General features: G+C 39.5%; 15 protein-coding genes and 1 pseudogene. 15 read left to right on the top strand and 1 reads right to left on the bottom strand.

The features are described 5' to 3' along the window. Positions 1 to 87 precede the first annotated feature (87 nt). The 3 genes from H9L19_RS01750 to H9L19_RS01740 all read left to right on the top strand — a co-directional run bounded on the left by H9L19_RS01750 (position 88) and on the right by H9L19_RS01740 (position 2,902). Positions 88 to 288, top strand: a complete 201-nt coding sequence (locus tag H9L19_RS01750; RefSeq protein WP_187529457.1) for a hypothetical protein — start codon at positions 88 to 90, stop codon at positions 286 to 288. Positions 289 to 543: 255 nt separating this feature from the next. After that, positions 544 to 1,554 (top strand): type I glyceraldehyde-3-phosphate dehydrogenase, encoded by a 1,011-nt coding sequence (gene gap / locus H9L19_RS01745; RefSeq protein ID WP_187529456.1) that lies wholly within the window; start codon positions 544 to 546, stop codon positions 1,552 to 1,554. Positions 1,555 to 1,675: 121 nt separating this feature from the next. Then, positions 1,676 to 2,902, top strand: a complete 1,227-nt coding sequence (locus H9L19_RS01740) for a phosphoglycerate kinase (protein WP_187529455.1) — start codon at positions 1,676 to 1,678, stop codon at positions 2,900 to 2,902. Positions 2,903 to 2,978: 76 nt separating this feature from the next. Here the strand turns inward: H9L19_RS01740 and H9L19_RS01735 are convergent, their stop codons facing one another. Further along, the gene (locus H9L19_RS01735) at positions 2,979 to 3,548 is read right to left on the bottom strand and encodes a LysM peptidoglycan-binding domain-containing protein (protein WP_187529454.1); all 570 of its coding nucleotides are present in this window, start codon (positions 3,546 to 3,548) and stop codon (positions 2,979 to 2,981) included. Between the two features lie 187 nt (positions 3,549 to 3,735). On the opposite strand from H9L19_RS01735, the gene H9L19_RS01730 reads away from it, so the two are divergent. The 12 genes and pseudogenes from H9L19_RS01730 to H9L19_RS01675 all read left to right on the top strand — a co-directional run bounded on the left by H9L19_RS01730 (position 3,736) and on the right by H9L19_RS01675 (position 15,207). Further along, positions 3,736 to 4,266 carry a YqeG family HAD IIIA-type phosphatase gene (locus tag H9L19_RS01730; protein WP_187529453.1) on the top strand — a complete coding sequence of 177 codons (531 nt, stop codon included), beginning with the start codon at positions 3,736 to 3,738 and terminating at the stop codon, positions 4,264 to 4,266. Continuing rightward, the gene (yqeH, locus tag H9L19_RS01725; RefSeq protein WP_420832612.1) at positions 4,259 to 5,398 is read left to right on the top strand and encodes a ribosome biogenesis GTPase YqeH; all 1,140 of its coding nucleotides are present in this window, start codon (positions 4,259 to 4,261) and stop codon (positions 5,396 to 5,398) included. Before H9L19_RS01730 ends, yqeH begins: the two co-directional genes overlap by 8 nt. A 3-nt stretch (positions 5,399 to 5,401) precedes the next feature. Further along, positions 5,402 to 5,716 (top strand): ribosome assembly RNA-binding protein YhbY, encoded by a 315-nt coding sequence (yhbY, locus tag H9L19_RS01720; RefSeq protein WP_187529451.1) that lies wholly within the window; start codon positions 5,402 to 5,404, stop codon positions 5,714 to 5,716. A gap of 26 nt (positions 5,717 to 5,742) precedes the next feature. Further along, the gene (locus H9L19_RS01715; protein WP_187529450.1) at positions 5,743 to 6,393 is read left to right on the top strand and encodes a nicotinate-nucleotide adenylyltransferase; all 651 of its coding nucleotides are present in this window, start codon (positions 5,743 to 5,745) and stop codon (positions 6,391 to 6,393) included. Continuing rightward, positions 6,386 to 6,988: a bis(5'-nucleosyl)-tetraphosphatase (symmetrical) YqeK gene (yqeK, locus tag H9L19_RS01710; RefSeq protein WP_187529449.1), complete on the top strand. Its 603-nt coding sequence runs from the start codon at positions 6,386 to 6,388 to the stop codon at positions 6,986 to 6,988. The genes H9L19_RS01715 and yqeK overlap by 8 nt, the downstream gene beginning before the upstream one ends. A gap of 12 nt (positions 6,989 to 7,000) precedes the next feature. Beyond that, positions 7,001 to 7,369, top strand: a complete 369-nt coding sequence (rsfS, locus tag H9L19_RS01705) for a ribosome silencing factor (RefSeq protein WP_187529448.1) — start codon at positions 7,001 to 7,003, stop codon at positions 7,367 to 7,369. Further along, the gene (locus tag H9L19_RS01700) at positions 7,369 to 8,118 is read left to right on the top strand and encodes a class I SAM-dependent DNA methyltransferase (RefSeq protein ID WP_187529447.1); all 750 of its coding nucleotides are present in this window, start codon (positions 7,369 to 7,371) and stop codon (positions 8,116 to 8,118) included. Before rsfS ends, H9L19_RS01700 begins: the two co-directional genes overlap by 1 nt. A gap of 40 nt (positions 8,119 to 8,158) precedes the next feature. Further along, positions 8,159 to 9,342, top strand: a pseudogene (locus tag H9L19_RS01695) (nucleotidyltransferase). Between the two features lie 9 nt (positions 9,343 to 9,351). Then, positions 9,352 to 9,903 carry a YceD family protein gene (locus H9L19_RS01690; RefSeq protein WP_187529446.1) on the top strand — a complete coding sequence of 184 codons (552 nt, stop codon included), beginning with the start codon at positions 9,352 to 9,354 and terminating at the stop codon, positions 9,901 to 9,903. A 24-nt stretch (positions 9,904 to 9,927) separates the two neighbouring features. Further along, positions 9,928 to 12,504, top strand: coding sequence for a DNA mismatch repair protein MutS (gene mutS, locus H9L19_RS01685; RefSeq protein ID WP_187529445.1), 2,577 nt, complete (start codon positions 9,928 to 9,930; stop codon positions 12,502 to 12,504). Positions 12,505 to 12,591: 87 nt separating this feature from the next. After that, positions 12,592 to 13,227, top strand: a complete 636-nt coding sequence (locus H9L19_RS01680) for a redox-sensing transcriptional repressor Rex (RefSeq protein ID WP_187529444.1) — start codon at positions 12,592 to 12,594, stop codon at positions 13,225 to 13,227. A 45-nt stretch (positions 13,228 to 13,272) separates the two neighbouring features. Next, the gene (locus tag H9L19_RS01675) at positions 13,273 to 15,207 is read left to right on the top strand and encodes an ABC-F family ATP-binding cassette domain-containing protein (protein WP_187529443.1); all 1,935 of its coding nucleotides are present in this window, start codon (positions 13,273 to 13,275) and stop codon (positions 15,205 to 15,207) included. Positions 15,208 to 15,255: the final 48 nt, after the last annotated feature.

Raw genomic sequence — 15,255 nt, 5'->3', positions numbered from 1 at the left:
CGATTTGACATGACAGGATTAATTTTAATCGTTAACAGATAAACGAATAGGTCAGTAATTTTAAAAGGAAAGAGATTTAATAATAAAATGAAAATATCAAATTTAATCGGTATGATGGCAATTTTTGCTGGACTATTGGCTTTTTTGATCGATAATATGGTTTGGGCATCAAGTGACGTTGAGGGTGTTTTAAATGGCTATTATATATTAATTCCATCAGGTGTAATTCTAATTATCGGCGGGCTTGCTGTTTTGGTTTTAAATTACATTCGTCACAAGAATGACTGAGATTCATGTGAAATGAGAAAATTGATGAATTACAATGAGAATAGTGGCGAATAACGTTGATTTGACTTGACTATTAACTGTTTTAATAATTTTAGATGCAACGCCCTTATATTGATTAAATATTAACTATGATGTGAATTTATGACAAAATTGTGAGAAAGATACATTCTGATAACATTTGCGTAAATGGACAGATGGGCGTAAAATATATAGATGTAAAAACGTTTACAAAAAATACTTGGAGGCATCTTAAACATGACTGTTAAGATTGGTATCAACGGTTTCGGCCGTATCGGGCGTTTGGCGTTCCGCCGTATCTTGGAATTGAAGAACACTGCGGATGATATTGAAGTTGTTGCAATCAACGATTTGACTAACCCTGCTATGTTGGCATACTTGTTGAAGTATGATTCAACACACGGAACTTTGAATGCTGAAGTTTCAGCAGACGAAACTGGTATTATCGTTGATGGTAAGCACTATACTGTTTATGCAGAACGTAATGCTGCTGATTTGAAGTGGGTTGCAAACGACGGTGTTGAAATCGTCTTAGAATCAACTGGATTCTACACTTCAGCAGAAAAGTCACAAGCGCACTTGGATGCAGGTGCTAAGAAGGTACTTGTTTCTGCACCTGCAGGTGATGTACCTACAGTTGTTTATGGTGTTAACCAAGACACTTTGACAACTGAGGATAACATTGTGTCTGCTGGATCATGTACAACACAATCATTGGCACCTTTGGCCAATGCGTTGAACAATGAATTCGGTATTGAAATTGGATTGATGACTACGGTTCACGCCTTTACATCAACACAAATGATTTTGGACGGACCTAAGGGGTCAAAGTTCCGTTCAAACCGTACAGCTTCAGCAAATACAATCCCTCATTCAACTGGAGCAGCTAAGGCCATTGGTCTTGTTGTACCAGAATTGAAGGGTAAGTTAGACGGTCACGCACAACGTGTTGGCGTTGTTGACGGATCAGTGACAGAATTGACAACTATCTTGTCAAAGAAGGTTACTGCTGAAGAAGTTAACGCTGCTGTTAAGAAGTACGTTAACGATTCATTTGGTTGGAACGAAGATGAAATTGTATCTTCAGATATCATCGGTGATACACACGGTGCAACATTTGACCCAACTTTGACTAAGGTTATCACTGTTGGTGACAAGCAATTAGTTCAAACTGCATCATGGTATGACAATGAATACGGATTCACTTCAAACATGATCCGTACTTTGTTACACTTAGCAACATTGTAAAATAGTAAAAAACAGGTGGTTGGGGGCGACTCGGCTACCTGTTTTTTATTTTTAAAACCGGATAAAAATGTTATATAATAATTCATGTAGTTAATAATTAAAGAAATAGAGGATTCTCCAAATGGCTAAGTTGACTGTTGAAGACTTGGAATTGAAGGGTAAGAAAGTTTTGATGCGCGTTGATTTCAATGTGCCACTCAAAGAGGAAAACGGTGAAGTGATTGTTTCAAACGACAATCGTATCGTTGCTGCCTTACCTACAATTAAGTATGTACTTGAAAAGGGTGGACGTGCAATTCTTTTCTCACATCTTGCTCGAATCAAGAGTGAGGATGATAAGAAGGGGCTTTCAATGAAGCCGGTTGCTCAAAAATTGGCTGATTTATTGGGTCAACCAGTTGTGTTTGTACCAGCAACAGAAGGTCCAGAATTAGAAGAAGCCATTAATAATCTTGAAGATGGGCACGTATTGGTCTTTGAGAATACACGCTTTGAAGACGTGGTTGATGGCGTAGAAGTTAAGCGTGAGTCAAAGAATGATCCTGAATTGGGAAAGTACTGGGCTTCATTAGGTGACGTATTTGTTAACGATGCGTTTGGAACTGCCCACCGTGCACATGCTTCAAATGCTGGAATTGCTGCTAATATTGCGCAAACAGCTGCTGGTTTCTTGATGGAAAAAGAAATTAAGTTCTTGGGTGGTGCTGTTGAAGCACCTGAGCGACCATTCGTTGCCATCATTGGTGGCGCAAAAGTTTCAGACAAGATTACCATCATTCAAAACTTACTCCAAAAAGCTGATAAAGTGATTGTTGGTGGTGGTATGGCTTATACGTTTGATGTTGCAAATGGTAAGTCAATTGGAAATTCGTTATTTGAAGAAGATAAGGTTGAATTAGCTAAGCAATTAATTGCTGAAGCAGGTGACAAACTTGTCTTGCCAGTCGACGCAATTGCAGCTGACGCATTCAATAATGATGCCGACACTTATGTTGCTGGGGATGAAGGTATCAAAGATGGTTATATGGGCTTAGATATTGGACCTAAGTCAGTTGAATTGTTTAAGTCAGTCCTAGCTGATGCCAAGACAGTAGTTTGGAACGGTCCAATGGGTGTCTTTGAAATGCCAAACTTTGCTAATGGTACATTGGCAATTGGTGAAGAACTTGTCAAGGTAACTGAGGAAAATGGGGCAACCACAATTGTTGGTGGTGGTGATTCAACAGCAGCGGTACAACAACTTGGCGTTGCAGATAAGTTGACTCACATTTCAACTGGTGGTGGTGCATCATTAGAATACTTGGAAGGTAAGACTTTACCAGGTATTGCTGCAATTTCAGAAAAATAAGAAGTATCGCGTTTGGACGTCTGATGCTTTGAAGTAAAATAAAACGCTTAGTGATGAACTCACTAAGCGTTTTATTTTATTGGCTAATATTTATTGTTGTGCCAGATTTAAGATTAGTTACCCCTGGATTGAGTGCTTTAAGTTGTGCTGTTGTCATGCCATTATTGTAAGCAATGCGATACCAAGTATCACCTGCTTGTACGACGTATTTGGTGCTTGCAGTTGTTGTCGTCGTTGTGCTTGCTGCAGCAGTGTCAGCGCTGGCATTATTAGCAACCTTGATCGTTGCACCTGCTTTTAACGCTGACCAAGTTACTTTAGGATTGAGCTTTGTTAATTCAGATAATGTCATATTATGAGCAGCGGCAATGCTAGCACCAGTATCACCTGCTTGCACTAAATAAGTTGTACTGGTCGTTGATTCGGTTGCACTGGGTGCCTTCTTGGACGCACTGCCACTAGTTTTTACGCTTTTCTTTTTTGAGGAAGAAGTTGCTTTTGAAGTGCTTGTAGCGGATTGGCTTGTTGAATGGTGATTAAGTTTATAAAAACCCCAAGTTAAGAGGAACGCGCCACCAGCTGTAACAATGAACACGGCAAGTCCAAGTCCAATCTTTTTTAAGCTATTGATGATAGTTTCTTTCATATTTTCGTATTCTCTCTTATTTTATTTTCTATAAGTTTATCATTGAATCTTTTTTTTAGCAGTCCGAATGGGTCAGCCTTAAATTGAATTTAAAGAACTTGATGAAATGCTAGCTATCTAGTGGGTTTAATCTAGCGTATAATTAAGGTAAAATAGACTAATTAAACAGAAAGTTTGGAGCTTTGGCATGACCGAAAAATTTACACCAACATGGTTGGTAAGCGCCATTTATAATTTAACACCAGAGCAGTTGAAAGCCCAGGGTATTAAAGCTGTGTTGACCGATTTGGATAATACGTTAATTGCGTGGAATAATCCAGATGGAACCGAAGAATTACGACAATGGTTAGCGGCAATGGCTGCCGCTAAGATACCAGTGATGATTGTTTCAAATAATTCGGCGACACGAATTGCGCGTGTTGCTGAACCTTTAGGATTACCATTTGTCTCGCGTGCATTAAAACCAATGACAAAAGGATTGAATTTGGCATTGAAGATGTTAAATCTTAATGCTAATGATGTCATTATGGTGGGGGACCAGCTGATGACTGATATTTGGGCGGCAAATAATGTTGGTGTTCGTAGCGTTCTCGTTCAGCCACTAATCGAAACAGATCAATGGAATACCAAAATTAATCGTTTTATTGAAAAAGGTGTTAAGAAGAGCATGTTGAAAAATCACCAAGAATTGAATTGGAGGGAATCTATTGATAACTGAAACGGAAGTGCAAGCACTTTTAAATGATGACTTAAGGTGCATCGGATGTGGTGCGTTGATTCAAACAACTGATAAAACGGCATTGGGATATACACCCATGTCTGCCTTGATTAAAGGCTTTGACCAAGAAGAAGTCCTATGCCAACGGTGTTTTCGCTTGAGACACTACAATGAAATACAACCGGTTGATTTGACGGATGATGATTTTAGGCGCTTGTTAGAACAAATTTCGGAGACAGATGCCCTCGTTGTCTATGTGATGGATGTGTTCGATTTTAGTGGATCCTTGATACCTGGGTTGCATCGTTTTGTTGGAGATAACCCAATCTTATTGGTTGGGAATAAAGTTGACGTTTTGCCACACTCGATTAATCGCGCCAAGATTCGTGACTGGATGCGCCAACAAGCTAATATAGCCGGCCTACGTCCAATTGATGTTCTGTTGACGTCTGGTAAAAATGGGGATGATGTACCTGCATTAATGACAGCGATTGAAAAATATCGTCAGAACCGATCGGTTTATGTGGTTGGCGTGACAAACGTTGGTAAATCAACATTAATCAATCAAATCATTAAAGATGTGACAGGTGATCGAAAAGAAGTGATTACAACGTCACGTTTTCCAGGAACGACCCTGGATCGCATTGAAATTCCTTTGGATGAAACAACTAATATTATTGATACGCCAGGAATTATTCATCAAGATCAAATGGCACATTATTTGGCATCTAAGGATTTAAAATTCGTGTCACCACAAAAAGAAATTAAACCACGGACTTATCAATTAAATGAGGCGCAAACATTATTCTTTGGTGCGCTTGGTCGGTTTGATTATTTGAAGGGGCCTAAAAGTGGTATCACAGCGTACTTTGAGAACAATGTGCCTTTGCACAGAACAAAGTTGAGTAATGCGGATCATTTTTATCAGCAACATGCTGGTAAGTTACTAACACCACCAGTACAAGAAAATTTGAGCTTGTTACCACCACTACGACGGTATGAGTTCAAAATAGCTGAAAAAAGTGATGTTGTGATTGATGGGTTGGGCTGGTTAACAGTCCCTGGAAATGTTGTAATTGCAGTATGGGCGCCACAAGGTGTATCCGTGCTCACTCGAAAGGCGATGATATAAAAAATGATTGAATTACGTGGTAAACAAAAACGCTATTTGCGTGCAGCTGCACACGATATGCGGCCATTATTTAGTGTGGGTAAACAAGGTTTAACTGAAAACTGGTTGGATCAGCTTGGGGAGGCCATGGAAAAACGCGAATTATTTAAAGTTAATATCTTAAGTAATTCAGACGTTACGCCTGCTGAAGTGAAAAGCTTTATTGAGCGGCAAACAACAATTCAAGTGGTTCAGACGATTGGACACACCTTAGTTTTGTTTGACCAAGCGACTCAAAAAGAAAATCGACACTATTCTGTCGCGGTACAAAAAATTTAAATTCATATCATACTGAGGTGGATGACATGTTAGAAACGGTGAAATTAAGCGATACTCAAATTCAAGTGAAGGTACAGCCTGATTTACAGTTCGGACAAGAACGCAAAAAAATTGGACTGTTGGGTGGCACATTTAACCCACCACATCTGGGCCATTTGGTAATTGCTGAACAGGTCGCATCTCAACTTGGACTCGATAAAGTCTATTTCATGCCGAATGCAAAACCACCTCATGTTGATGAGAAAAGTGCAATTGATGCTTGGGATCGCGCAAAAATGGTGAAAGCTGCAATATATGGCAATCAGCGGTTTGGTATCGAATTGTTGGAAGTTCAACGCGGTGGAAAAAGTTATTCGTATAATACTTTGCTCCAATTACGAATCGAACATCCGAATTATGATTATTATTTTATTATTGGTAGTGATGAAGTTGCATATTTACCGACTTGGTATCGAATTGATGATTTAGTTAAAATGGTTCAATTTGTTGGTGTTAATCGGCCAACGCAAGCAATCCCTGATACACCTTATCCAGTTGAATTTGTCACTGTTTCAAATTTAGATATTAGCTCAACAAATATTCGGCAGCGGATTGCAAAACATCAAAGTGTTCGCTATCTAGTGCCAGATTTAGTTGCTGCTTATATTGTAGAGAATGGATTGTATAGCAATGAATAAAGAATTAATTTATCAAACGCATTATTATCAAGGTACTCGCGATGAATTGAAAACAATTGTGGCTGCACACATGTCGCAAAGACGCTTTGAACATGTTTTAAGAGTAGAAGCGATGGCGTGCCAGCTAGCAAAACGGTGGCAAGTATCGATTGAACTAGCATCAGTAGCTGCCTTAACGCATGATTATGCCAAGGAACGATCGGATGCAGACTTCAAACAGATGATTATGCAAGAACAGTTGGATCCTGATTTGTTAAATTGGGGTAATAATATTTGGCATGGCATTGTAGGTGCTGAAATGGTAAAACAAGAGTTGGGTATTTTGAACCCAGACATTTTAGAGGCAATTCGGCAACATACGACTGGTGGTGTCGAAATGTCACCGCTATCACAGGTGTTATATATGGCGGATTATGTTGAAGCGGGTCGTGATTTTCCTGGTGTGTCAGAAGTACGCGCACTAGCAATGACGGATTTAAAAGCAAGTGTGGGCTGGCAAGCAGCACATACGCTCGCTTATTTAATTAACCAACGGGTAAGTGTTTATCCTATGGCATTATTAACATATAATGCATGGTCAATAGAAAAAAGGTAGATAGGGAAAAGAATGACAATTAAAAACATGTTAGAAGTAGCTGTAAAGGCAGCTGATGCAAAACGCGCTGAAGATATTGTAGCCATTGATATCCATGAGGTATCATTGGTAGCTGACGCATTCTTGATTTTAGATGCACCGACAAATCGACAAGTGCTTGCAATCGTTGATGAGATTGAGGATCAAATGGCCAAGTCGGGTTGGCAATTAATTAATCATGAAGGTCGCCATGAGGGTGATTGGGTTTTGATGAATTTTGGTGATTTAATTGTCCATGTCTTTAAAAAAGATGTGCGTAGTTTTTACGGCCTGGAAAAACTTTGGCTAGCACAAGGTCAGGAAATTAATCTTGATGACTGGCTAATTGAGGAAACGTATTAATGGCAAATTATCATACCTTTGCGAAATTATATGACGAATTATTTGATGATGATGCCTATGCTGATTGGTTTGAGTATGCAACGACACATATCAAACAACCCACAGGGAAAATACTGGAATTAGCCGGAGGCGCTGGACGTTTGGCGATTCAGTTAATTCAAGCAGGGTATGATACGACGGTATTTGATTTGTCTGAGGATATGTTGGCCCTTGCTATGCAACATGCCCAAGATGCAGATGTTGATCTCCCTTTGATTCAAGGTGATATGCGCGAATGGTCAGATTTTCAAGAGAAGTTCACAACGATTACATCATTTGCGGATTCATTTAATTATTTAAAAAATGAACAGGAAATGTTAATGGCTTTTCAACAAGTTGCTGCTCATTTAGAGGATGGCGGACAGTTTTTGTTTGATGTTATTACACCATATCAAACGGACGTTTATTATCCCGGGTATATGTACAATTATCATGATGATGAAACTGCATTTTTATGGCAATCGTATGGGGTTGACGGACAAGCTCACACGGTTGAACACGAATTGATTTTCTTTGTTTACGAACCTGAGATCGATGGTTATCGCCAATTGACAGAAATTCACACTGAGCGTACCTATGATTTGGCTACATATCAACGCCTCCTTCAAACAGCTGGGTTTAGTCAAGTGAACGTTACGAGTGATTTTGGGCGGCAATCTGATTTGAATGATAAAACGGCGCGCTGGTTCTTTAGTGCGACCAAAGCATAATCAAGCTTAAGAAGTGTGTGTTAAAAAGGGAGGTGTGTCAATGACGGTTGTTGGATTAATTACAGAATATAATCCATTTCACAATGGACACGCTTACCATTTGGCACAAGCAAAAAAAATAACCGGTGCTGACACGGCAATCGCTGTTATGAGTGGTAATTTTGTCCAACGTGGGATGCCGGCTAATTTTGATAAGTGGCGACGTGCCGAAACAGCAATCTTAAATGGGGTCGATTTAGTTATCGAATTGCCGTTTGCTTTTGCTGTTCAACCTGGCCATATCTTTGCCAAGGGGCGGTTAATATTTTAGCAAATGTTGGTGTTGACGTGATTGTTTGCGGTGCAGAACATGCAGAATGGGACTTTATTGCATTAGCGAAGATTGCGCAACAGGCAACACATGATAATGATGTTTTTCATGACTATCAAAACACGTATGCGTCAACATATAGTGCGATATTAAAAGCTGAAACGGGGTTAGTAGTTGATCACCCCAATGACTTATTGGCCCTCAGTTATGCGATGGCAATTGTCACACTAGGATTGGTTAATGATATTCGTATACAACCAATTCAAAGGCGGACGGCGGCGTACCACGAAACGCAGCTTGGTTCAGATGCGATTGCGAGTGCAACGGCAATTAGACAGGCGTTAACGAACGGAGAAACCAAACAAGTACAGGTCCACGTGCCAACAGCGACGAAAAAAATGATTGCTGCCGGGCTGCAAATTGCTGCTCCCGAAAGCCAGTTATGGTCGCTATTAAAGTATAAAGTAGTGACAACGCCGATTGATGAATTAGAACGTCTATATCAATTAAACAATGGGTTGGCTTATCGCTTGAAGATGCAGGTTGAACATGCGATGGTGGATCCGACGATGACCTGGACGACGTTTTTGAAACAATTTAAATCAAAACGTTACACTTTGAGCCGGATACAAAGAAGTCTTTTATATACACTTTTGAATATTACGACGGATGAAATGCTATATGCTGAAAATCATCTGTATATTCGTGTCTTGGGCAGCAATCAGACAGGTCGCCGGCATCTTAAACAACAGCGAGATACAATTGAATTGCCAATGATTCATCATGTTGATCAAAAAAAACTGCAGACTATTTTAAAATTGGATTATCGGGCAGGGCATCTTTATGAATGGCTAACAACAACCGATAAGCAAGCATTACGTCAAGACACAGGTCGCATTCCATTTATGTTATGAGGTAAAAAAATGAAGTGGTATTTGAGTGAATTATTAAAATATAAAAATGAGCCTTTTGAATTTTCAGAAACGCTTGATTTAGAACAGGCATTATTAGCTGATTTTGGGGATGTCATTTTGGCAGCAACCCCGATGCAAGTGACTGGTACAGCACGGGCAGAAAATGAAGATATTATTATTCATGCCAGTGTCCGGGGAGAAATTGTGACCCCATCAACTCGCTCAGCACAACCTGTCCATTTACCATTGGACTTTGAAATTGATGAAGTCTATATTCAATCGGCTGATCATACCGATCGTTATGAAATTGAAGATTCGGTTATCCTGGTTGAAGATGATGTGTTAGATTTCAAACAAGTTGTAATGGAATATATCTTTTTACAAGTACCATTACAAATCTTAGCCGAGGGTGAAGCGGCTGCAAAAATGCCATCGGGCGAAGGTTGGGAAGTTATTGCCGAAGATGAATTTGATGCCCAACAAGCGAATCAACCAATAGAAAAGCATACCCCAATGTCAGGACTAGCTGACTTATTTGCGCAGACTTCAGATGATGAGTAATAGATAAATGAGGAGATGGTAAAAATGGCCAAGCCAAAAGAAACCCCAATGATGCAACAATATAATCAGATAAAAGCACAGTATCCTGATGCTTTTTTGTTTTATCGGCTTGGCGATTTTTACGAACTTTTCAATGATGATGCTGTTTTAGGGTCACAACTCTTGGAGTTAACGCTAACGCAAAGAAATAAGAATTCAGATGTGCCAATTCCAATGGCGGGTGTGCCACATCATGCTGCGCAAAATTATATCGACATTTTAGTCGATAAAGGCTATAAAGTCGCTGTTGTTGAACAAATGGAAAATCCTGCGACTGCTGAGGGAATGGTCAAGCGTGAAGTTGTTCAACTTATCACGCCTGGTACGCGGATGCAAACTGGCGCCGATTCAGCTAAAGAAAACAATTACCTTGTCAGTGTGATTGGTGCTGAAAATGGCAGCTATGGATTGGCATATGCTGATTTATCAACAGGAGAATTATCTGCAACTCAGTTGGTTGCTATGAACACAGTGATAAATGAAATCGTGCGGTTAGAAGCTAAAGAAGTGGTCAGTAATGGCACATTACCGGCGGACTTAATCGCGAACCTCACTAATTTAGGGGTTATGATATCAGAGCAGGACCAAATTGATCCAAGTGCAGATATTTCATATTTGGTTCAGGCGCTTCAAGCCGCCGCGCTAACAGCTGCAAAATTATTGTTGGCGTATTTGTTTACAACTCAAAAAAGATCATTGGATCATTTACAAATCGCAAAGCACTATGAAATTGCTCAATTTTTAAAATTAGATCGCAATTCACGAGCTAATTTGGAGTTAACGGTTAATTTACGCACGCAGCAGCGTGGCGGTACATTATTATGGTTATTAGATGAAACGCAAACTGCCATGGGTGGTAGAATGCTAAAACAATGGCTTGAACAACCGTTACTTGATCAAGATGATATTTTGGCTCGATATGATAAAATTGACCAATTTAAAACACAATTTTTGATTCGTAATGATTTACAAACGGCATTAAAAGGTGTTTATGATTTAGAACGGCTAGTTGGTCGCATTGCATATGGCACAGCGAATGGACGAGACTTGTTACAAATTCGAAATTCATTACGTCAAATTCCAAACATTGTAGCGCTACTCTCGGATTTAGATAGTGCGGTAATCGGTGAATTGCAAAGTCGCATTGATCCTGTCACAGAATTAGAAACGCTTATTACGCAAGCTATCACAGATGAGCCACCAATTTCGATTAAAGATGGTGGCATTATTAAAGATGGCTATCATAAGCAACTGGATGATTATCGACATGTGATGCGCAATGGGAAGCAATGGCTTGCTGAAATGGAAGCGACAGAGCGGCAAGAGACTGGAATTAATAGTTTGAAAATTGGTTACAATAAGGTTTTTGGCTATTATATAGAGGTCACCAAGGCAAATATTGATAAGTTAGATGCCACGCGATACACGCGCAAACAAACGTTAGTAAACGCTGAACGCTTTGTTACACCTGAACTCAAGACACATGAGCAGCAAATTTTAGAGGCTGAAGAAAAGTCTAGTGCTTTAGAGTATCAAGTGTTTACTGAGATTCGTGAACAAGTTAAAGTGAATATTACACGACTCCAGAACTTAGCAAAAAGTTTATCTGAATTAGATGTCTTGCTTGCATTCACATCTGTTGCAGAAAAATATCATTTTGTTCGACCGGAACTAACAACTGGGCATGAATTGAAAATTGTGAATGGTCGACATCCTGTTGTTGAAAAGGTATTAGGTCATCAAGCTTACGTTGCGAATAATATTGAGATGGCTGTTGATCAAACGGTCATGCTAATTACTGGGCCAAATATGTCAGGTAAATCAACTTATATGCGGCAATTGGCCTTGACGGTTGTTTTGGCACAGGTGGGCTCATTTGTGCCGGCCGAGTCTGCAAATTTGCCCATTTTTGATCAAATATTTACACGAATTGGTGCGGCAGACGACTTGATTTCTGGTAACTCAACATTTATGGTTGAAATGGCAGAGGCCAATACAGCTTTGTCTGATGCAACAAGTCATTCATTGATTCTGTTTGACGAATTAGGTCGTGGAACGGCAACTTTTGATGGCATGGCACTTGCACAGGCAATTATTGAATACGTGCATGATCATGTGCATGCTAAAACGTTATTTTCGACGCATTATCATGAACTAACAACGTTAGCTGATGAATTACCCCAATTATTTAATATGCACGTCGGCGCGCATGAAGAAGCTGGGAACTTAATTTTTTCACATAAGGTTTTACCTGGACCAGCTGACCAGTCATACGGAATTAATGTGGCAAAATTAGCGGGATTACCTGAACTTGTCATTCAAAGAGCAACCAAAATTTTAAAGCAATTGGAAGCCGAATCAGCGCATATCGCACCTAATAATCAGACGTTTGAATCACCTGAAAATAGCTCAGAACAACAATTGACGCTGTTCGATAATGCATTGATGACGCCAACAATGAGTGAAGCATTAACACGATTACAAACAGCTGATTTGGCTAATTTAACGCCAATACAAGCCATGATTTTAATGAATGAGATTCAAGAAGCCTTGAAGGAATAAATGTTGTATATTTCACAAACTTCTCGACTTGTGCTAAAATGATGGCAGAATAAAGCAAATGAAAATTAGAGATAAAGTGAGACAGAAATGGCAGATCAGAAGATTCCACGGGCAACGGCAAAACGATTGCCGATCTATTATCGGTACTTAAAGTTATTATTAGATGACGGTATTAACCGAATTTCATCGGTTGACTTAGCAGAAATTGTTAAAATTGATGCAGCTACCATTCGTCGTGATTTTTCTTGCTTTGGTGCATTAGGTAAACGTGGTTATGGTTACGATGTTGAAGCATTGCTAGAATTTTTTGCTGGCGAATTAAATCAAGATAATTTGGCTTCGGCAGCATTAATTGGGCTTGGAAATTTAGGTCATGCGTTGTTGAATTTTAAATTTCAAAAAACTTCAAACGCCCGTATCTCTGCAGTCTTTGAAGTGAATCCAGACTTAATCAATACGATTCAAGACGGGGTTCCGGTCTTTTCAATGGATGATCTCGAAGAACAAATTGCAGAACAACGAATTGACGTGGCAATTATGACTGTGCCAGCTGATGTTGCACAAGATATTGCAGCACGTTTAGAAAAAAGTGGCGTTAAAGGTATTTTGAATTTTACGCCATTACGCCTAAATGTCTCACGTGCAATTCATGTTCAGAATGTTGATTTAACGAATGAATTACAGACATTGTTATATTTTATCGACAATGATATTAAGAATTAAAAAAATGCCGCCTAGTGCGGCATTTTCAATATGAGGTAGTAAGTTATGATTATTTTACAAGCCAATGATGTGGCTCGTCGCTTTAGTGGGGTGACATTCTTTGAGTACTTTTCATTGCAAATTCAAGACAAGTCACGGATTGGATTGGTTGGCCGAAACGGAGCTGGTAAATCGACTTTATTAAAGATGATTATCGGCGAAACACAGCCTGATGAAGGGACGATTGCGGTCAAAAAAGGGCTGAAAGTGGCTTATTTGGCACAGAATGCAGGCCTTGATTCTGAACTGAGCGTTTATCAGGAGATGTTGGCGAGTTTTTCAACCGTCATTGCCGTTGAAAAGAAAATGCACCAATTGGAGACAAAAATTGCAGCAACCAATGACTATCAAAGTGCAGGATATCAAGACCTTTTAGCACAATATGATCAAATTCAACATGATTTTGAAGCGATGAATGGTTATGGTTATGAAGCCACAATTCGAAGTGTGTTACATGGTTTTGGTTTTGATGAGTCATTTTATGCCCAAAAAGTGTCGGCATTATCGGGTGGTCAGCGCACTCGTTTAGCCATTGCAAAACAACTGCTTGAAATACCTGATTTACTGGTGTTAGACGAACCAACGAATCATTTAGATATGCAAACGTTGGCGTGGCTAGAGAAATATTTACAAAATTATCAAGGTGCGTTATTAATTGTCTCGCATGATCGATATTTCTTGGATCGTGTAGTTAATGAAATTTATGAAGTTCATGCAGGGATGATGGATCATTACATGGGTAACTACAGCCGATATATTGAGCAAAAAACGGCGAAAATCTTGGCGGAACAAAAGGCATTTGATAAGCAGCAAACTGAAATTGCCAAGCTTGAAGATTTTGTTAATCGCAATATTGTTCGAGCATCGACAACGAAACGGGCGCAATCACGGCGTAAGCAACTGGAAAAAATGACTGTTTTGTCAGCACCGACCAATGAATCTGGCGTTGCACATATTACGTTTCAGGCCAAAACATCATCAGGTAATGAGGTATTACAAGCGCATGATGTGAGTTTGGGCTATGATGCAGAACAACCTTTGGCACAACATATTAATTTTGATGTCAAAAAGCAACACGCTGTCGCGCTGGTTGGACCGAATGGCGTTGGTAAATCAACGCTGATTAAGACATTGCTGGGGCAATTACCAATTATTGCTGGCTCATTTAAAATCGGGGCTAATGTAACTATTGGTTATTATGATCAGGAACAAGCGACATTGAATCCAACAAAGTCGCTGTTGAATTCCGTCTGGGATTTACATGCGAGTTTACCTGAAAAAGATGTGCGTAGTATTTTAGGTTCATTCATGTTTACTGGTGAGGATGTCGACAAAAAAGTGAGTGCATTATCTGGTGGTGAGAAAGCCAGGTTATTATTAACCGTTTTGTCAATGAATGAGGATAATTTTTTAATTCTGGATGAACCGACTAACCATTTAGACATTGATTCACGTGAGGTTTTGGAAACTGCATTAAATGAGTTTAACGGCACAATTTTCTTTGTATCACATGATCGTTATTTTATTAATGAAGTAGCAACGGAAGTGCTTGAATTATCAGCTGATGGGGTGACTTTCTTTGATGGTAACTATGATTACTATTTGGGAAAAACTGCTCAAATTAATGAACAAAAAGAACAAGTTAATCAAGAAAAATCTCGGCCACTGGCAGAAACTAGCTATCAAGCAAACAAGGCACAACAACGTGAACTGAGACAATTAGAGCGTGCTGTTGACGCAACCGAACAAGAAATGAATGACTTGGTAGCGCAACAATTGGAATTAACACAGCAATTGAATGATCCGTCAATTGGATCAAACCTCGACAAGCTTCAGACAATTAATGAACAACTGCAAGTAATTGAACAAAAGTTAGGTGTGGTTGAAGAACATTGGACGGAAGCATCAGTTGCTTTAGAATCAGCACAAAACAACCACTAGGCACAATAGATGGCTTGAGGTAATTGGCTTCTCGTTCTGAAGGTTGAC

It is taken from the genome of Weissella diestrammenae (genome assembly GCF_014397255.1).
Classification (GTDB): domain Bacteria; phylum Bacillota; class Bacilli; order Lactobacillales; family Lactobacillaceae; genus Weissella; species Weissella diestrammenae.
Note: the sequence above shows the minus strand (reverse complement) of the source record. Positions and strands in the feature narration are given on the sequence as shown.